The sequence below is a fragment of the Micromonospora sp. URMC 106 genome, assembly GCF_051386395.1.
Taxonomy (GTDB): domain Bacteria; phylum Actinomycetota; class Actinomycetes; order Mycobacteriales; family Micromonosporaceae; genus Micromonospora.
The window spans coordinates 13,109-31,309 of record NZ_JBPQTP010000032.1 but is presented as its reverse complement, the minus strand read 5'-3'; the positions used below and the strand labels follow the sequence as shown (position 1 = coordinate 31,309).

The following is an 18,201-nucleotide window of genomic DNA, read 5'->3' as shown; positions in this document are numbered from 1 at the left end:
CCGCCCGGCGGGGTGTGATGTCAGTAGGCGCCGGAACGGAAGACGATCGCGGCGCCGAGTGCCTCGCTGGCTGGTACGACGATCTCACCCGCCCGGGGCTTGGTGTGTGACACCCCGGTCGCCCTCAGGTGGTCCTCGGTCTGGGCGATGTCGTGTACCGCGATCGTGTAACCGACGAAGGCGGGCACGGCCGGCGGACGTTCGCCCGGCAGCAGGCCGGGCACCGCCGAGGCGGCGACCAGGGTGACGGTGGCGTCGTCGAGGTCGAAGGTCGCGGTGGCGCCTTCGCGGTCGGCGGCGCGGCCGAGATACGTCTCGTAGCGGCGTGCTGCCTCGGGCAACTCGTCGTCTGCCACACCCAGCACGCAGCCCACCAGATCGACTGCGCCGTTGGCGTGCGCCGGCTGCTGCTGCCCGTCGAGAGCGGTGTTTTCGGCGATGCCGATCCTGCCCTCTGGTAGCCGGCCGGGTGGCGCGCCCGGGTCGGCACTGTCGATCTCCAGGTAGCGGGCGGGAACCATCCGAGTGCCGTCGGCGGTTTCGACCGGACGTTGTATCGCGTGCACGCCGCCGTGGCCGACGCCGGCGGCGCCGAGTCGGCTGGCGGCGGCGTCGATGTCGGGCGAGTCGAAGATGAGGATGTGCATGCCGGGGAACCGGTCGAGGCAGGCGGTGAGGTTCACGGCGGCGCCACGGACGGCGGTCAGGAGCCCCGGCAGTTTGTCGTCGGGAACGTCGAGGGGAAGCGTGCGGGCTCCCGCCGGGATCGGCTGACCGTCCTTCACGACGGTCACGATCTCGACGAAGTTGCGGCGGAGGTAGATGTGGGTGTTCGCCGCGCCGACCGGACGCGCCGGGGCTCCCGGGGTGGTGGGCAGCGTCGGACAGGCCGGCGGCGGCACGACGAAGCCGAGCCGCCGACAGGTCTCGACAGCCGCGGTCATGTCTGCCACGACCAGGCCCACGTGGTGCAGGCCGCTGATGTCCTTGCCCATGACTGTCACCTCTCGTCGGTCGACGCGCCGTACGCGGCGCGGCGGTAGTCGTCGGTGTGCCGGTCGAAGATGGCGATGACCGGCGGCGCGGCGGCGGCGAACCGTGCCGGTGGCGGCGGCTGCGCTGGTTCGAACGCGCGGCACAGCGTGTCGGCCAACTGGTCGGCCTTGTCCTCAAGCGCCAGTTCGACCTCGGGGGAAAGGAAAGGCTCGATGCCGAAGAACCCGAACATGACCGCGGGCAGGGTGTAGTCCAGACCGTCCGGCCGCAGGTCCGCCCGCAGCAGGCCGTGACCGGCCAGGACCTCCAGGTAGTCGCGGGAGGCCAGTAGTTTGGCGCTCTGCAGCGGCCGACGGGCGGGGCTGGACAGGAACCGGTCCAGCATGTCGGTGTCCCGCGTGAAGATCGCGCGCAGGACGGGGCGCGACATCGCTTCCAGGAAGAACCGGCGCAGGTACCGGTGGAGCGCGATCTCTTTCGGGTCGTCGCGCATCGCGGTCACCACCGCCGTGAGCATCGCGACCGCCTCCCGCGCGCCGACGGCGAGGAACAACTGCTCCCGGCTGCGCCAGTGCAGATAGACGGTGCCCTTGCCGACGCCGGCGTGCCGCGCGATCTCGTCGATGGTCACCCGTCGGTATCCCCAGCGCAGCAGCAGGTCCTTCGCCGCATCCAGGATGCGGTCGGCGCGATCCGTCCGGCCCGGTTGCCGCTCCGCCATGGAACCCCCTCGTGACTGATGACCAAAATAGCATTCTGGTCATCAGTCACGAGAAACGGCCTGATCCCTCGACACGCCGACCTGACAGACCGTGGCCGGGGTCGGACTCGACCCGGCGCGACACGTGGGCCACGCCGGCCGGCGCCGCGACCGTCCACCGGGCGGTCTCCCGCACCCCGGACAGCGACGCCGGTCAGCGCGGGCCGGACGATCTCATTCGGTCATGCCCACCGGGTAGGTGTGCACGAAGCGCATCGTCCACGTGCCGCCGCCGACCGGGTGCTCCCGCTCGTAGAGGTGGTCCGGGCCGCCCGGGCCGGCCGCCCCGGCGCCGTCGGGATGGCGCAGGACCCAGCGCGCCGGCGGGGCGCCGTCGGGCTCGGCGGGCAGCGCCCGGACCAGGTCGTGGGCCGGTCCGCCGACGAAGCGTACGGTCACCTCGCCCATCCCAGGCACCTCCCCCGCTCCCGGGCCGACAGCGGCCCCGGCTCGCAAGCTACCGCAGCCAGCGTCGGCACCGCCCGGATCCGGCCCCGGTTTGCCCTGATCGGAGGCCGGGTACCGGCAGCGGAGGACGACACCACGGGCGCCCCGGGACGGGCGGGACGGAAGACGAGGAGCGGTCGATGAGGACGCTGGACGGGCGGTACCGGCTCGAACAGCGCATCGGCATCGGCGGCATGTCGGAGGTCTGGCGGGCCCACGACGCGGTGCTGGACCGGCCGGTCGCGGTCAAGGTGATGTCCCCCGGGCAGGAGGGGCAGGACACGTCGGTCGAGCGGATCCGCGCCGAGGCGCGCTCCGCCGCCCGGCTGGTGCATCCGAACGTGGCCAGCGTGCACGACTTCGGCACCTGCTCGACGCTGCCCGGTGGGCAGGTGCCCTACATCGTGATGGAGCTGGCCGAGGGCGAGACGCTCGCGGCGCACCTGCGGGTCGGGCCGCTGGACTGGCGGATCGCCGTGCGGGTCTGCGCCGAGGTCAGCGCCGCCCTGGCCGCGGCCCACGCGCACGGCATCGTGCACCGCGACGTGAAGCCGGCGAACGTCATCCTCACCCCGTCCGGCGTCAAGGTGCTGGACTTCGGCATCGCCACCCCGTCGGGCACCCCGGACCGGTCGCCGGAAGGGATCGTGGTGGGCACGCCGGCGTACCTCGCGCCGGAGCAGTTGGAGCGGGCGCCCGCCACCCCGGCCGCCGACATGTACGCCCTCGGCGTGCTGCTCTACTACTGCCTGAGCGGGCGGCTGCCGTACCAGGCGGGCACCACGACACAGCTGCTCGGCGTGCGGCGGCGGCAACCCCCGCAGCCGCTGCCGGAGATCGACGGGCTGCCCCCGGAGGTGGCCGACCTGTGCGCCCGCTGCCTGGCGGACGACCCGGCCGAACGGCCGACCAGCCTGGTGGCCGCCCTGCTGCTGGCCGAGGCGGTGGACGCCCGGGTGTACGTGCCGATGCAGCAGCGGATGGCGCCCCGGCAGCGGGGCGGCGCCGTGTCCCCGTGGACCGAGCGGGCGGCGGCCGAGGTGACCGAGGCGGCGCCCCTGCCTCCCGCCCACGCCGGCTGAGCCGCCGGGCGGCCCGCGTCCCGTGCCGCCCGCCGGCGGCACACCCCCGCTCCGGCCGTCGGCTGCGGTTTCACGGCCCGGGGGCCGGGTAGCCGGGCCGGTGAGTGAACGGGAGGAACGCGATGCCGGAATCGAGCTCCTGGCTGAACGAGACGGCCACCGCGACCGCCGAGGGCGGCCACGTACGCACCGACGACGGGGGGCTCTCCACGGCCCTGGCGTCCCCGCTGGCACCGCACTGCTCGGGTCTGACCCCGGAGCAGTTGCTCGCCGCCGCCTTCGCGTCCTGCCTGCACCACGCGGCGGTGGAGGCGGCCGGTGAGATCACCGACGAGGCGCACACCGTGCAGGTGCGGGCTGAGGCGAAGCTCGGGCGCGACGACGACGGCCGGTACCGGGCCGACGTGCACGCCTCCATCTCGTCGGCCGGGCTGAGCCGCCAACAGCTGGCCGAGCTGGTCGAGCACGCGGATCGGCTGTGGCCGTTCTCCAGCGGCGACGCCAGCCGGCACCGGCTCACCGTGACACCGGCGGAGAACGGCCGGCACTGACCGCCGGGCGATCGGCCCGGCCGCTGCGGACCGGCCAGGTCGGCGGGCAGGACCGGCCGGCGGAGGGGCTCCCCGGCTGCGCACCTGGACGGACCGGCCCGACGGGCGTCGACGCCGGGCGGGCCGGCCCGTCGGGGGCGCGCTCGCCACCGACCCGGTCCGGTCCGGCCGGGCTCAGGTCACCCCGGCGGCCGATCGGCGGGTGGTCCCGCGGCCGGTGGCGCATGGGCCGTTCGGGGGAGCGGAGACGGCGGCCGCCATCCTTGCCCCAAGATCGACTCTTCGCCCGTTTGCAGACCCTTTAACGGATATGAGGGAAAGAATAGACACGGGAGGAACGTGCGGCTGATGATCGGCCGGGCGTAATGGGGCTGCGGATCGGCGCAAAATGTGGCGCATGCCACCAACCGCGCCGATGGCAACGGGCGCTCCTCTTTCTAGCCTCGGCGGGTGCACCCCGACGACCCCCTCGACCAGAAGCTGACCCAGGACCGGCCGGCCACCGCTGCGGCCGATCCCGCCTCAACCGAACGGACGATCGGCCGTCATCGCGCCGCGGAACGGCCCCGTCGCGGCGGCCGGGCCCTGCTCGCCTCGACCCCCGTGCGGGTCGCCCTCGCGACCGGCGTGACCTGCTGCCTCGGCGCGGCTGCGTTCGCCGGCACCCGGGCCGACGACACCCCGCGGGAGCCCGTGGCCGAGGCGGTGGCCGAGCGGGCCGCCACGGACGAGCGCGCCTCCCGGTCGCTGGACCGGGCCGCCTCCCCCGCCCCCGCGGTGAGCCCCAGCGCTACCCCGAAGCCGACCCCGTCGGCCACCCGCAAGGCCCCGCGCAAGCCGGCCAAGCCGGCCCGCCCGCGCCCGGTGGCCGGGCTCACCCAGGCCCAGATGGACAACGCCAAGATCATCGTCGACGTGGGCGTGGACCTGAAGATGCCCCGGCGCGCCATGGTCGTCGCCGTGGCCACCGCCATGCAGGAGAGCAACCTCTACAACCTGGCCAGCGACGTGCTCCCGGAGTCCCGGCAGTACCCGCACCAGGGCAGCGGCTCGGACCACGACTCCGTCGGCCTGTTCCAGCAGCGCCCGAGCAGCGGCTGGGGCACCGTCCGCGAGCTGATGCGCCCCGCGTACGCCGCCCGCGCCTTCTACGAGGCGCTGCGCGAGATCCCGGGCTGGCAGGAGATGAGCGTGACCGCCGCGGCCCAGGCCGTGCAGGTCTCCGCCTTCCCCGACGCGTACGCCCGGCACGAGGGGCGGGCCACGACGGTCGTCGCCGCGCTGACCTGACGACGGTCGCGCACTCGGGTCAGCGGATCCCGGCCCGGCCGCCCGGCGGCTCGCTCGACGCCTCGGCCCCGCCCCGGGCGGCGATCCGGGTCGCCGGCACGCCGGCACCGGTCACCCCGGCCGCGGCGGTCGGGGTGTCGGCCGGCACCGGCTCGGCGATGAGCCCGCTGAGGATCTGGTCCACCCGGGCCTCGCGCCGCCGTCGGACGTAGAGCGCCGCCTCGAAGTCCCGGCGGGCCTGCACCGCCTCGGCGTAGACCCGCTCGCGCACCTGCCGGGCCTCCTCGCGGGCCGCGTCCAGCTCGAAGCGCGCCTGCGCCAGGATGTCGGCCGCCTCGCGCTCGGCGTCGTCGACACCGCGCCGCCCCACGTCCCGGTCACCGAGGTCCAGCCGCTTGAGCAGGCCGCACAACGCCGTCGCCTCGTCTCGGATCTCGTCCCACTCCCGACCGGCCCCGGCGGCGCCCTCCGCCCGGGCCGCGAGCCGGGTCAACCGGATGCCGAGCTGGTCCAGGCAGGAATCGACCTGCCGCTGGTCGTAGCCGGTCTCAACGACGGAGAACCTCATACTGTCGCCCCCCAGGCAGCTGGTATTTCTTCCCCACCTGGATCCTCGGCGCTGGCGGCGACCGCCGAGGAGGTTCCGGAAAAATGTTCAGCATGCGAGCGCCGACCGGGTCCGGGGCGCCCGCGGGGTGTCGACAGGCGGCCCGGCGTGGACAATGCGGCCGGGGGCCTACCGGCGGCGGCGACGCCTCAGGAGCGCTTCGGGAGCACGACCACCCGGCCGAAGAACTCGTCGATGCGGCGCACCACGTCGTTGAAGTCGTCCAGGTCGATCGGCTTGGTGACGTACGCGTTGGCCTGGAGCGTGTAGCTGCCCACGATGTCCGTGTCGGCGTTGGAGGTGGTCAGCACGACGATCGGGATCGTCCGCAGGTCCTCGTCACCCTTGACCGCGCCGAGCACCTGCCGCCCGTCCATCCGCGGCATGTTCAGGTCGAGCAGGATGACGTCGGGGCGCCGGGCCTCGGTGTGCCGCCCCTCGCGACGCAGGAACTCCATCGCCTCCTGGCCGTCGCTGACCACGTCGATGACCTTGTCGACGTCGGAGTCCGCGAGGGCCTCCTCGATCATCAGCACGTCGCCCGGGTCGTCGTCCACCACCAGGATGCGAACCGGACTCGGGCTGTCTGCACGCATCACTACCTGCTTCGTGTCGGCGGAACGGAGGGCGGCGAGCCCCTCGATGCTGGCGGGAAAATCTAGCCCATCAACCGGCGGCCTGCGCCGTCGGGTCGGCTATGTCGGGTTCATACCTCAGCACCTCGGCCAGCCCGGTGACCTGGAGCACCCGGTCGACCCGGCCGCTGGCCCCGGTCACCCGCAGCCAGCCGCCGTCGGCGGCGACGCGGTTGTCACCCCGGACGAAGGCGGCGATCCCGGTGGAGTCGCAGAAGACCAGCTCGGTCAGGTCGACCAGCAGACGCCGCTCGCCGCCGTCGACGATCCGGTCGATCACGGCGTTGAGCTCGGGTGCCGTGCTCAGGTCGAGTTCGCCGGCCAGGTGCAGGCAGGTCCCCCCGCCCGGGCGATCGGTGTACGTGACGGTGAACGTCACCGTGGTCCCCTCCGCTCCACCGCAGGCGGATGCTTGCAGTGCAGCAAGTATAAGCAAGGGCTTCGGCCGGTCGACACCGGCGCTCACCGCGTGCCGGGGCCACCCCGCGCCGCCACGGACGAACGGGCCGCCTCGAGGAACCGCGCGGCCCGGGGGAAGTCGCGCAGGACCTGCCCATAGTGTTCCAGAGTCAGTCCCAGCGCGGGGGCCGGCACCCCACGACTGGTGAGGATCTCCACCATCCAGTCGACGAACTCGGTGAAGAGCGAGCCGTCGTCGACGTACAGCGCGGCGGCCAGGAAGTCCACGATGTAGCCGAGGTCGCTGACGGTGGAGTCCAACTGCGCGGACGTGTAGTCGCGCGTCGCCGGGGCCCGTTCCCGCAGGTCCGCCAGCGCCCCGTCGATCAGCTCGCCACGCCGCTTCACCAGGCTGGTGTACTCGTCGTCGGCCAGGTGGGACAGCTTTGCCGGCGGGGTCCGGCGCAGCGCGCGCTCGTCGGCGACCAGGTCGGCGGCGGCCGGGGCGTCGGGCGCCCAGGCCACGCCGAGCCGCCGCGCCCAGCGCCCGTCCGCGCCGAAGCCGCGGCCCCCGACCACCACCGGCACGTCCGAGCGCCGGCACGCCTCGATCATCCGGTGCGCGTGCGGCAGCCGCATCGGCAGCGCGCAGGCCAACGCGACCGCGTCCGCGTCGTGCCGGTGCAGGAACGACACCAGGTGCGCGGCGGGGACGCTCGCGCCGAGGAAGGTGACGTGCCAGCCCCGCAGCCGCAGCACCTCGGCGACCAGCCGGGGCGGCAGGGCGTGCCACTCGCCGTCCATGCACGCCACCACGACCCGGCCCCGGGTCGGGCGCGGGTTGGCGTACGCGGCGATCGCCGCCACCACCCGCTCGCTGATGTGCGTCGCGGCGTGCTCCTGCGCGACGCTCCACTCGTTGCGCGCCCACCGCTCCCCCACCTCGGCCTGCGCCGGGGCGACCAGGTCGAGCAGGACGCGCTCGGCGGGCACGCCGGCCTCGAGCAGCCCCACGGCCACCTCGATCGCGCCGTACTCGTCCGCCTCCTGAAGCTGGTGCAGGTAATCGAGCCAGGCGCCCGCCGGGGTGGCCTCGGTACTGGGGGCGGTCACGCTCGCGTCTCCCTGGCGTCGGTGGTGTGGGGCGGGGTCGGCACGGCGTGCAGGTGCCGGGGCGTGCGCCCGCCCGGGCCCGTCGCGCGCAGCGCGAGCACGGCGATGTCGTCGTGGTCGCCGTGGGCCAGCCAGTCGCAGGTGACCTGCTCGACGCGCTCGGCCAGGGCGGGCGCGGGCATCCGGTGGCAGTCGGTGAGCGCGTGGACGAGTCGCTCGCCGCCGAACTGCTCGTCGCCGCGGCGGCCACCGCGCGCCTCGGTCACCCCGTCGCTGTAGAGCAGGCAGGTCTCGCCGGGCTCCAGCCGGACCGTCACCTCCCCGATCCGCGGGTCGGGGACCACGCCCACCAGCATGCCGGACAGCGGGACGGTCTCCACCTCGCCGGAGTCGCGCAGCACCAGCGGCGGCAGGTGGCCGCCGCCGGCCATGGTCAGGGTGAGGCCGCCCTCGCGCTGCGGCCGGACCACCCCCAGCACCATGGTGGCGAAACGGCCCTGGCCCTGTGCCTGGGTGGTCTCCAGCAGCGCGTCGTTGAGCAGCTTCAGCAGCCGCCCGGGGTGCGACTCCACCCGGTGCAGCGCCTGCAGGCACTGGCGGAGCTGGCCGGTGAAGACGGCCGCCTCGACGCCCTTGCCGGAGACGTCGCCGAGGAAGAAGACCGAACCGCCGTCGGGCAGCCGGTGCGAGCCGTAGAAGTCCCCGCCGATGCGCAGCCCGGCCTGGGCCGGCCGGTAGGCGGTGCCCCACTGCACCCCGGCGGCCTCAGCCGGCTCCACCGGCACCAGGCTCGCCTGGAGGGTGTCGGCCACCTCGGCCTGGTCGCGGTAGAGCAGCGCGGCGGTCAGCGCGGCGCCGGCCCGCGCCGCGAAGGCCCGGACGAGCTCGGTGTCGGCCTCGTCGTACCAGCGGGTGGCCCGCCGCGCGACCAGCAGCACCCCGACCGGGGCGTCCCGGCCGGGCAGCGGCACCACCCGGGCGCAGGCGTCGGCGGCCGTCAGGCCGGGCAGCCAGCCGGCCGTCACCGCCTGCTCCACCAACCAGTCGAGGGTGTGCGGCTCCCCGCCGTCCAGCCCCTCGGCGATCGCCGCGGGCAGGTCGACGGCGGGCAGGGCGCCGCTGTCCACGGCGGGGGCGTCGTCGTCGGCGCGGGTGCCCCGCCACCAGCGCGCCCGCCCCGCGCGGGGCGCCAGCACCAGCACCGCCACCTCGGCCAGGGTCGGCACGGCGAGTCGGACCACCGCCGCGGCGGCCCGGTCCGGGTGCAGCGGGTTGCCGAGCTTCTCGCCGACCACGGCCAGGAACGCCGAGCGGGCCCGCTCGGCCAGGAGCGCGTCGGCGCGCGTGACGCTCTCGGTGACGTCCTCCACGTACCAGCAGCAGCGGGCGGCCGACAGCGAGACCTGCCGGGCGCGCAGCCGACGGCCGTGGTGGGTGAGGTCGCCGACGGTGAGCCCCGGGATGCCGGCCGCCGCGAGCAGTTCACCGGGGACGACCTCGGGCAGCAGCCGCCGCGCCACCGGGCTGACGTGCCGGACGACGCCCTGCGCGTCGCAGACGACGAGACCCTCGCGGAAGTGCTCGACGACCTCGGACCAGTCCGGCGTCGCGTGCTCCAGGTCGGGGGCGAGCGCGGACAGCGGGGCTGTCGGGCGGGCGGGCGCGGCGGCGGGCCACGCCGGAGCCCGTGCGGCACTCGGCGTGGGGATCCGTCCGTCGCCGGGATCCGAGCCCCGGACGTCGGCAGCAGTCACCAGCTAAGCCCCACTCCTTGTCGACACTTGTGTCGCGCCGGAAGCGGCGCTCACGGTCACGTCTCCCCGCCCACCCTACGCCGGTGCGCCGGCACCGCCACCTGACGGCCGCGGAGGCGCAGCGGCGGGTGCGTACCCGGCGGGGCCAGCCGGGGATTGTTACGATTCCCTCGCCCCTGCCCGACCGGCAGGCTGCGGAAAGGCGTGATCGTGCTGTCCCATGGGAGGCCACCCGAGGCGACTCCGTTGATCATGACCGTCGACCGGTCGGATCCGGACGCACCGCTCATCCGGGTCGGCGGTGACTTCACCTACACGACCGCCGCGCCCCTGCGGGCCGAGGTCGACCGGCTGCTCGCGGACGCTCCGCCCGCCCTCGTGCTGGACTTCGGCGACCTGCTCTTCATCGACAGCACCGGCCTCGGCGTGATCGTGCACGCGTGGCGCGAGGGGCAGCAGGGCGGCACCGCCCTCCAACTGCGCGGGGTGCCCCGCTTCCTGGCCACGATCCTCGACCTGACCGGCGTCGCGGGCCTGCTCGCCCGGCCGCTCGGCGACAGCCTGGCCGCGCACCCCGGCCCCGCCGGCCCCGCCTGACGCCACGCGGCCCGTCCCCGGGTTTGCGTTCCGGGCCCCGGCTGCGAACATGGAGGGATGGCAGCCCAGCTGTTGACCATCGACGTGGCTCGGCCCGACGCCGGTCGCGTCCGGCTCCGGCTGGCCGGTGAACTCGACTTCGACACCGCTCCCGAGCTGATCGCCACGGCCGCCGAGCTGCGCCGGGACGGCTGCGACGAGCTCCTGATCGACCTGAGCGGGGTCAGCCTGTGCGACTCGTCGGGGCTGAGCGCGCTGGTGGTGGTGCACCGCGGCGGCCCGGGTGTGGTCCGGCTCTCGGGCGTCAGTCCCCAGCTCCAGCAGCTGCTGGACCGCACGGGGCTGGCCGAGTTGCTGGCCAGGGACCGCTCCGCCGACGGCGACACGCGACAGGTGGGCTGAGCCTGTCCGCAGCCGGCCGGTTCCCGCCGGGCGGGGGGTGGCCCCCGACCCTGGGACCAGGGGTCGGGGGCCGGAGTGAGGCTCAGTACGCGGTGACCGGCTGCAGCCGGGGCCCGGTCGACCGCTGCCGCCGGGCCGTCGGCGGCTCGGCGTCCTCCGGGATGCCCGTATCCGGAGTCTGGAAGAAATAGCGGACGAACTCCCCACCCGCCTCGTTGTCGTCCGCGCCGGGCCACTGCCCGATGCAGTCCACCCCGACCACCTCGCGGCCCGAGCCGTCGGCCTCCTCCAGCAGCGCCCACAGGCTCACCGGGTAGCAGCGCGTGTCCTCGGGCGAGAGGCGCCAGCGGGCGTACCAGCCGGGTCGGGCGGGGACGATCTCGACGATCTTCTTCATGACGACCTGTCCTTCCGCGTCCGGTCGGAAGTTCTCCGGTCCGCTGCGATCGTCGGCTCCCATCGGGTGATCGCCCCTCACCCCCGGCGGATGAAGCTTCGGTACCCTCTGCCGGACGTCGCCGGCCCGGCCGCCGGCGTCCGTTTCGGTGCCGGGACCGGCGGGAAGGCGACCGACGGAAGCGAGGGAACACCAGCGGAAGCGAGGTGTCACCATGCGCAAACAGATGGAGGGCGACAACCAGCGCCGCCGCACGCTGGCCCGCCAGGCCCGCGAGCGCGGCATGCAGGCCAGCGAGACGGGGGCCAGCCTGAGCGCCTCCAAGCAGCTCACCCACCTGGACCGGGGCAAGCGCGCCGGGCCGCCGCCGGCGGGCAGCCGGCACAAGCCCGACAGCACCCGCGGCGGGCCGGCGCCGCCACCGGCCGGCGTCCCCGAGTCCCCCCGCCCCCTCCCGGAACCGGGTCTGGGGGCGCCGGACGCGACGCCGATCGGCTACCACGCGCTGGTCGACGACGTCGTGCGCCGCACCGGGACCGACTTCCGCACCGCCAAGGTCGGGGTCGAGTCCACCGTGCTGGTCCTGGCCTGGGCCCTCGGCGAGGCGGAACGCCGGCGGCTGCTCACGGCGGTGCCGGCGAAGCTGCACGACGTCGTCCCCGTGGACGGCATCGAGCGGCACCAGGACCTGCCCGGTTTCCTGGCCGAGGTGGGCCGGATCAGCGGGCGCAGCCCGGAACAGGCCCGCTACCAGGCCGAGGCGACCGTGGCGGCGCTCGCCGACCACGACGGCGACCTGATCGAGTCGCTGCACGTGCCGGACGGCCTGCGCGAGCTGCTGGAACCGCCGTCGGCCGGCGGCGGGGTCGTCGGCGCGGCCACCACCACGCCGCCGCTGAGCGACGCGGAGCTACGGGAGGCGCTCAGCGGGCTGCCGTACTGGTCCGGCGACGGGAACTCGCTGTCGCGCACCGTGGAGCTGCCGCCCGACAACCTGGACCGGGTGCTGGACCGGATCGACCAGCTGCGGCAGGAGACGGGGCGCGCGCCGCGCATCGGTCGGCCGGACGCCACCACCGCCGTGCTGACCGTACGGTCCCGGCAGGCCGGCGCCGTGACCGCGATGGACGTGGACCTCGCCCACGCCGTCGACGCCGCGATCGACGAGGCGGGCGCCGGGATGGCCGCCGGCTGACCCGGCGCGGGCTCGGCTAACGTGCCCGGCATGGAGGTCGACGCGCACCGGCCGGAGCTGGTCGTGGACCCGGCCCGACCGACCGGGCGCACGCTGCTCGCCGCCGGCGTCGAGCAGTCGTACGTGGACGTCGCCGACCCCCGTCACCTGCGCTTCGAGTACGTACGCCGGATGGCCGCCGTGGCGGACCTGGCGGCGCCGACCGGCCGGCCGCTGGACGTGCTGCACCTCGGCGGCGGCGCCCTGACCCTGCCCCGCTACCTGGCCGCGACCCGGCCCGGCTCGGCGCAACTGGTCGTCGAGCGGGACCCGGCCGTGGTCGACCTGGTGGCGCGGGAGCTGCCCGCCCTGCCCGCCGACGTCGACGTGCGGGTGGCCGACGCCCGCGACGCGCTGGCCGACGCGCCGCCGGGCGGGCACGACCTGGTGCTCGCCGACATCTACCGGGCGGCCCGGATGCCCGGGCACGTGACGACCGTCGAGTTCGTCGCCGCGGTGGCCCGGACCCTGCGCCCGGACGGCGTCTACCTGGTCAACGTGACCGACCTACCGCCGCTGGTGTTCGCCCGGGTGCAGGCGGCCACCCTGCGGGCGGTCTTCGCCGACGTCTGCCTGGTCGCCGACCGGCGGATGCTGCGCGGGCGGCGGTACGGCAACCTGGTCCTCGCCGCCGCGCCGCGCGCCGGGCGGCTGCCCGTGGCCCGGCTGGCGGCGCGGGCGGCGAAGGATCCGGTGCCCGGCGGGGTGCTGCACGCGGCGACCCTGGACGCGTTCGTCGCCGGCGCCCGTCCCGCCACCGACGCCACCGTCGCCGCGGTCGACGACCGGCCGCCCCCTCGCCCGGCCTGAGCGCCCGCGGGGTCAGCGGGGGCGCACGGCCACCTCGGGCGAGGAACTCTCCAGTGGCACGGCGTTGGCCGGGACGAGGCCGAGCTGCACCGCCGGGCGGGGCAGCGCGGCGTCCAGCACCCAGTCCGCGCCGACCCGGGCCCGGTTGCCCGGCATCGCCAGCAGGTGGTAGCCCCGCGTGACCGCCTTGGCGGGCAGCCCCGACAGCGACACCTTCAGCGGGTTCGCCGCCGCGTCCTTGCCGCCCAGGTCGACCACCCAGCCCAGGTCGTGGTGCCGGTACGGCTTGCGCCGGCCCTGCCCGTAGGAGGCCGCGATGTTGTGCGCGGCCAGCTTGCCCTGCCGCTGGGCGTGCTGCGCCGTCATCGTGCAGATCTGCCCGGGCCGGGTCAGGTCCGGCACCGCGGCGGCGTCGCCGCAGGCGTACACCTCGGGGAAGCCGGGGACCGTGAGGTACTCGTCGACGACCAGGCGGCCCTTCTCGGTGCGCAGCCCCAGCTCGGCGACGAACGGGTCGGGGCGCACGCCGACGCACCAGACCAGGGTGCAGGTGGGGACGTACTCGCCGTCGGTGAGCTTGACCCCGTCGGCGGTGGCCACGGCCACGGAGGTGCCCATCCGCACGTCCACGCCGCGGCGGCGCAGCACCCGGTCGGCGGTGTCGGACATCCGCTTGTCCAGCTCCGGCAGGACCCGGGGCGCGACGTCCAGCAACATCCACTTCGGGCGGATCTTGAGCCGGGGGCGCTGGGCGACCAGCTCGTCGGTGAAGAGCTGGCCGTGCGCGGCCACCTCGGTCCCGGTGTAGCCGGCGCCGACGACCACGAACGTGGCGCGGGCCTGCTGCTCGGCCGGGTCGTCGGCCTGCTCGGCCAGTTCGACCTGCCGGACCACGTGGTCGTGCAGGAAGAGCGCCTCGGGCAGGCCGCGGAAGCCGTGCGCGTACTCGGTGACGCCGGGGATCGGCAGCAGCTTGTTGACGCTGCCGACGGCGAGGACCAGCCGGTCGTACGCGATCCGGTTGCGGTCCCCCTCCGGCTGGGTGAAGCCGACCCAGCGGTTCTGCAGGTCGACGTGGTCGGCCTCGCCGATCACCACCCGCACCCCGTCGAGCGTCCCGGCCAGCGGCACGGAGATCCGGGTCGGCTCGACCACGCCGGCGGCCACCTCGGGCAGCAGCGGGAGGTAGAGGAAGTAGTCCGTGGAGTTCAGCACCACGATCTCGGCCCGGCCGCGGGCCAGCCGGCTCAACGTCTTCGCCGCGTGGTATCCGGCGAACCCGGCCCCCACGATCACCACACGAGGTTTCGTCATTGCGGCCCCGTTCCCACGCCGCGCCCCGACAAACGTGGCAGGTCGGTCAGTTCAGTACTCGGCCAGCCGGGCGTACCCGGTCCGACCGACCGCCTCCACCGCCCAGCAGCGCCCGAAGGCCCGCACCCGCTCGGCGACGATCCGCCCGATCTCGGGCGGGATGTCGGGGTCGAGCACCAGCCGGCCGTCCACCGGGTTGACGTCGAGCATGGCACGGACCAGCGCCAGCGGGGTGCCGGCCGCCCACGCCTGGGGGCTGCACGCGGTCGGGTACGGCACCGCGAAGAGCAGCCGCTCCCGGGGGAATCCGCTCATCGCCTCCGGCAGGCGGTGGCCGAACTGCTCGGCGGCCTCCAGCAGGGCCAGGCTGATCCGGTTCGCCTCGGCCCGGTAGCCGTACCGGACCAGCCCGAGCACCGCCAGGGAGTTGTCGTGCGGCCAGACCGTGCCGCGGTGGTAGCCGAGCGCGTTGTAGAGCCGCTCCTCGCGGGACAGGGTGCGGATCCCCCAGCCGGAGAACATGTCCTCGCTCATCAGCTGCCGCACCACCGCCTCCGCCCGCTCCGGCGGCACGATCCCGCTCCACAGCAGGTGCCCCATGTTGGAGGTCTTCGAGTCGATCGGGTTCTTGTCGCCGTCGAGCCCGACGGCGTAGAAGCCACCACGCCCCTCGATCCAGAAGTCGCGGTTGAACCGGTCGTACAGGTCGGCGGCCTCGGCGCGCAGCCGCCGGGCCAGCTCGGGGTCGGCCAGCGGCCCGTCCGCCAGCTCGGCCAGGCGCAGCTTCGCGTCGTAGACGTAGCCCTGCAGGTCGCAGCTGGCGATCGGCAGCACCGGGATCCGGCCGTCGGCGAAGGAGACCCCGTCCGGCGAGTCCCGCCAGCACTGGTTGCCCAGGCCCTCCGGGGAGCGGGTCGCGTACTCGACGTAGCCGTCGCCGTCCCGGTCGCCGTACCGGTCGATCCAGTTCAGCGCGGCGAGCGCGTTGTCGCGCAGGAACCGGACGGTCTGGTCGTCGCGGGTCCACCGCCAGTACTCGGACAGCAGGATCAGCCAGAGCTGGGTGGCGTCCGCGCTGCCGTAGTAAGGCCCGTACGGCTTGACGCCGGTGCGGGTGAGTTCGCCGCTGCGGACCTCGTGCAGGATCTTGCCGGGCTCCTCGTCGGTGAAGTCGTCGCACTCGTTGCCCTGCAACCGGGCCAGCCCGAGCAGCGCGCCCTTGGCCAGCGCCGGCCCGGCGACCAGCGTCTGGTACGCGGCGATCAGGGTGTCGCGGCCGAAGACCGACAGGAACCAGGGCAGGCCGGCGCCCGGCAGCATGATCCGCTCCCCCTTGACCTCCAGGTCGAGCCGCAGCGCCGCGAGGTCGTCCCGGGACTGCCGCACCGCCTCCTGCAGCGCCCGGTTGTCGCTGCGCAGCACTGCCCGGGCGACGGACCAGCGGCGCACCGGGTCGTCGGCGCGCCGGTGGATCACGTCGGAAATGTCACCTCGGACCGGCTCCACCACCCCCATCCCCGGCGGCAGCGGCACGTGCAGGTCGACCTGCCACTCCTCCCGGGGCGTGAGGGTGAGCTCCCACACCAGGTCGTCGCCCTCGACGCGGCTGGCCGGTTGCGAGCAGCAGACCCGCGTCTCCGCGGAGAAGCCGTTCCGCGCGTAGCGGAAGCAGAGCTCCGAGCCGTCGGACGCGTGGCTGCGGGTGATCTCCGAGGAGCGGTCCCGGACGCCGGACTTGACCTCGAACAGGTCGGCGAAGTCGACGCCGACCGCCAGCCGCAGCTCGACCCGGACCGGCTCGGTCCGGAACGACACCAGTCCCACGCGCTCGTGGAAGCCGTCGCCGACGTACCGCAGCCGCCGGATCCCGAGACTGTCCGCCGGCAGACCGGGCACGTCCGGGTTGGTCAGCACGTACTGGGCCGAGTAGTGGTCGATGGTCTCGGAGCGCAGCACCAGCAGCGGCCGGTTGCCGTTGACCGAGAGCATCCAACCGCTGACCAGCCGGGTGTCCAGGTGCACGAGGCCGCCGATGCTGCCCGGCGGCACGTCCCCGGTGGAGTCCGAGTACATGAAGGTCGGGCCGCTGAGCACGGCCATGGAGTTCGTGCCCAGCTCGGGCGGCATGGCGCGCTGGTTGCCGCTCTCCCGCGCGGCGAGCAGGCCCGGCGTGGGATCGGCAGGTGTCGGACGCACGGCAGCCATACCGCCACGGTAGGAGGACCGGCGCGCTCCGACATCACCCGCTCCGGGTGACGCCGACCCGACATGACCATGGCCGGCCGGATAGACAACGACCATCGTCTATGGCGAGGATGCGGGGATGGGATCCCACGACACCGCCGACGACCGATCCGCGAGGTCGACCCGGCGCACGTTCCTGTCCGCCTCCGCCGCCGCCACCGCGGCCACCGTCGCCGTACCCCTGCTCGCCGGGCCGGCCGCCGCGGGCGACGCCGCGCCGCCGGCCGGGCCCGGACACCGGATCCGCCCGCAGGCACCGGACCATGAGCTGCGCGAGCTGCTGCGGCAGGTCGACCAGGAGCGGATCGAGGCCACCGTGCGCCGGCTGGCCGCGTTCGGCACCCGACACACCCTCTCCAGCCAGGACGACCCAGTGCGCGGCATCGGCGCGGCCCGCGACTGGATCCACGAGCGGATGACCGCGTACGCCGCCGCCTCCGGTGGCCGGATGACCGTCGAACTCCAGTCCTACGTGCAGGAGCCCGCGCCGCGCATCCCCACCGCCACCCGGATCACCAACGTGGTGGCCACCCTGCGCGGGGACACCGCGCCGAACCGGACGTACGTGGTCACCGGCCACTACGACTCGCGCGCCTCCGACGTGGCGGACGCGGTCGGCGACGCCCCCGGCGCGGACGACGACGCCTCCGGCGTGGCCGTGGTGCTGGAGCTGGCCCGGTTGATGGCCACCCGCCGGACGGCGGCCACCGTCGTCTTCGCCGCGGTGGCCGGCGAGGAGCAGGGCCTGTACGGCTCGACCCACCTCGCCCGGCAGCTCAAGGCGGCGGGGGCCGACATACAGGGCATGTTCAGCAACGACATCGTCGGCAGCAGCACCGCCGACGACGGCACCCGCGACCCGCGCACCCTGCGGCTCTTCGCCGAGGGGGTGCCGACGGCGGAGACCCCGGCCGAGGCGACCGTCCGGCAGTCGGTCGGCGGCGAGAACGACTCCCCCTCCCGGCAGCTCGCCCGGTTCGTCACGGACGTGGCCGACAACGACGCCACCGGAATGCGGGTGCGGGTGATCTACCGCCGCGACCGGTACCTGCGCGGCAGCGACCACATCCCGTTCCTGCGCGAGGGGTGGCCGGCCGGTCGGTTCACCGAGCCCCACGAGGACTTCGCCCACCAGCACCAGGACGTCCGGGTCGTCGACGGCAGGCAGTACGGCGACCTGCCGGAGTTCTGCGACTTCGCGTACATCGCCCGGGTGGCCCGGGTCAACGGCGCCGCGCTGTGGTCCCTGGCCCGCGCCCCCGGCACGCCCAGGGGGGCGGTGATCGTCACGACGAACCTCACCAACGACACCACGCTGCGCTGGCAGCGGGGCGACGAGCCGGACCTGGCCGGCTACGAGGTGGTGTGGCGGGAGACCACGGCGGCCGACTGGCAGCGCGTGATCGACGTCGGCGACGTCACGGAGGCGACCGTCGACCTGTCGAAGGACAACGTCTTCTTCGGCGTGCGGGCGGTCGGCCGCGACGGACTCCGGTCCCTCGCCTTCCCGAAGCCGGGGAGCTGACAGCGGCGGACTCCCGACACGTGACTGTGTGGTTGCCGACTGTG

19 protein-coding genes are annotated in these 18,201 nt (G+C 74.6%); 8 read left to right on the top strand and 11 right to left on the bottom strand.

Annotated elements, in window-relative coordinates; genetic code table 11:
• Positions 1-20 precede the first annotated feature (20 nt).
• The 3 genes from ACSNOB_RS13145 to ACSNOB_RS13135 all read right to left on the bottom strand — a co-directional run bounded on the left by ACSNOB_RS13145 (position 21) and on the right by ACSNOB_RS13135 (position 2,164).
• Positions 21-995 (bottom strand): VOC family protein, encoded by a 975-nt coding sequence (locus tag ACSNOB_RS13145; protein WP_436686905.1) that lies wholly within the window; start codon positions 993-995, stop codon positions 21-23.
• A gap of 5 nt (positions 996-1,000) precedes the next feature.
• The gene (locus ACSNOB_RS13140) at positions 1,001-1,717 is read right to left on the bottom strand and encodes a TetR/AcrR family transcriptional regulator (RefSeq protein ID WP_436686904.1); all 717 of its coding nucleotides are present in this window, start codon (positions 1,715-1,717) and stop codon (positions 1,001-1,003) included.
• Positions 1,718-1,930: 213 nt separating this feature from the next.
• The gene (locus tag ACSNOB_RS13135) at positions 1,931-2,164 is read right to left on the bottom strand and encodes a hypothetical protein (protein WP_436686903.1); all 234 of its coding nucleotides are present in this window, start codon (positions 2,162-2,164) and stop codon (positions 1,931-1,933) included.
• Positions 2,165-2,343: 179 nt separating this feature from the next.
• On the opposite strand from ACSNOB_RS13135, the gene ACSNOB_RS13130 reads away from it, so the two are divergent.
• From ACSNOB_RS13130 to ACSNOB_RS13120, 3 genes are all read left to right on the top strand, one after another.
• Entirely contained in the window at positions 2,344-3,285 is a 942-nt protein-coding gene (locus ACSNOB_RS13130) for a serine/threonine-protein kinase (protein ID WP_436686902.1), read from the top strand.
• A 122-nt stretch (positions 3,286-3,407) separates the two neighbouring features.
• Entirely contained in the window at positions 3,408-3,836 is a 429-nt protein-coding gene (locus tag ACSNOB_RS13125) for an OsmC family protein (RefSeq protein WP_393107233.1), read from the top strand.
• Between the two features lie 450 nt (positions 3,837-4,286).
• Complete coding sequence (locus ACSNOB_RS13120) at positions 4,287-5,126, top strand: hypothetical protein (RefSeq protein ID WP_436686901.1); 840 nt, start codon at positions 4,287-4,289, stop codon at positions 5,124-5,126.
• Positions 5,127-5,145: 19 nt separating this feature from the next.
• Here the strand turns inward: ACSNOB_RS13120 and ACSNOB_RS13115 are convergent, their stop codons facing one another.
• From ACSNOB_RS13115 to ACSNOB_RS13095, 5 genes are all read right to left on the bottom strand, one after another.
• Positions 5,146-5,694, bottom strand: a complete 549-nt coding sequence (locus tag ACSNOB_RS13115; RefSeq protein ID WP_436686900.1) for an ATPase — start codon at positions 5,692-5,694, stop codon at positions 5,146-5,148.
• Between the two features lie 188 nt (positions 5,695-5,882).
• Positions 5,883-6,329 carry a response regulator gene (locus ACSNOB_RS13110; RefSeq protein WP_393107229.1) on the bottom strand — a complete coding sequence of 149 codons (447 nt, stop codon included), beginning with the start codon at positions 6,327-6,329 and terminating at the stop codon, positions 5,883-5,885.
• 70 nt (positions 6,330-6,399) lie between these two features.
• Positions 6,400-6,747 carry an STAS domain-containing protein gene (locus ACSNOB_RS13105; protein WP_393107227.1) on the bottom strand — a complete coding sequence of 116 codons (348 nt, stop codon included), beginning with the start codon at positions 6,745-6,747 and terminating at the stop codon, positions 6,400-6,402.
• 83 nt (positions 6,748-6,830) lie between these two features.
• On the bottom strand, positions 6,831-7,880 hold the full coding sequence (locus ACSNOB_RS13100; RefSeq protein ID WP_436686899.1) for a cobalamin B12-binding domain-containing protein: 1,050 nt from the start codon (positions 7,878-7,880) through the stop codon (positions 6,831-6,833).
• Positions 7,877-9,634: a SpoIIE family protein phosphatase gene (locus ACSNOB_RS13095; protein ID WP_436686898.1), complete on the bottom strand. Its 1,758-nt coding sequence runs from the start codon at positions 9,632-9,634 to the stop codon at positions 7,877-7,879. Before ACSNOB_RS13095 ends, ACSNOB_RS13100 begins: the two co-directional genes overlap by 4 nt.
• 252 nt (positions 9,635-9,886) lie before the next feature.
• On the opposite strand from ACSNOB_RS13095, the gene ACSNOB_RS13090 reads away from it, so the two are divergent.
• A complete protein-coding gene (locus ACSNOB_RS13090) occupies positions 9,887-10,231 on the top strand; it encodes an STAS domain-containing protein (protein WP_436686926.1) in 345 nt (114 codons plus the stop codon).
• 57 nt (positions 10,232-10,288) lie between these two features.
• Positions 10,289-10,633, top strand: coding sequence for an STAS domain-containing protein (locus ACSNOB_RS13085; protein WP_436686897.1), 345 nt, complete (start codon positions 10,289-10,291; stop codon positions 10,631-10,633).
• An 82-nt stretch (positions 10,634-10,715) separates the two neighbouring features.
• Here the strand turns inward: ACSNOB_RS13085 and ACSNOB_RS13080 are convergent, their stop codons facing one another.
• Entirely contained in the window at positions 10,716-11,030 is a 315-nt protein-coding gene (locus tag ACSNOB_RS13080; protein ID WP_436686925.1) for a hypothetical protein, read from the bottom strand.
• A gap of 214 nt (positions 11,031-11,244) precedes the next feature.
• Between ACSNOB_RS13080 and ACSNOB_RS13075 the strand changes: the two genes are divergently transcribed.
• Positions 11,245-12,225 carry a DUF2267 domain-containing protein gene (locus ACSNOB_RS13075; protein ID WP_436686896.1) on the top strand — a complete coding sequence of 327 codons (981 nt, stop codon included), beginning with the start codon at positions 11,245-11,247 and terminating at the stop codon, positions 12,223-12,225.
• Positions 12,226-12,255: 30 nt separating this feature from the next.
• The gene (locus ACSNOB_RS13070; RefSeq protein ID WP_436686895.1) at positions 12,256-13,074 is read left to right on the top strand and encodes a spermidine synthase; all 819 of its coding nucleotides are present in this window, start codon (positions 12,256-12,258) and stop codon (positions 13,072-13,074) included.
• A gap of 12 nt (positions 13,075-13,086) precedes the next feature.
• Here ACSNOB_RS13070 and ACSNOB_RS13065 read toward each other — a convergent pair whose 3' ends face one another.
• Together ACSNOB_RS13065 and ACSNOB_RS13060 are read right to left on the bottom strand one after the other, a co-directional pair.
• Complete coding sequence (locus ACSNOB_RS13065; protein WP_393107216.1) at positions 13,087-14,388, bottom strand: NAD(P)/FAD-dependent oxidoreductase; 1,302 nt, start codon at positions 14,386-14,388, stop codon at positions 13,087-13,089.
• A gap of 51 nt (positions 14,389-14,439) precedes the next feature.
• Positions 14,440-16,593 (bottom strand): amylo-alpha-1,6-glucosidase, encoded by a 2,154-nt coding sequence (locus tag ACSNOB_RS13060; protein ID WP_436686894.1) that lies wholly within the window; start codon positions 16,591-16,593, stop codon positions 14,440-14,442.
• A 118-nt stretch (positions 16,594-16,711) separates the two neighbouring features.
• Between ACSNOB_RS13060 and ACSNOB_RS13055 the strand changes: the two genes are divergently transcribed.
• Positions 16,712-18,157 carry a M20/M25/M40 family metallo-hydrolase gene (locus ACSNOB_RS13055; protein WP_436686893.1) on the top strand — a complete coding sequence of 482 codons (1,446 nt, stop codon included), beginning with the start codon at positions 16,712-16,714 and terminating at the stop codon, positions 18,155-18,157.
• The last annotated feature ends 44 nt before the right edge of the window (positions 18,158-18,201 follow it).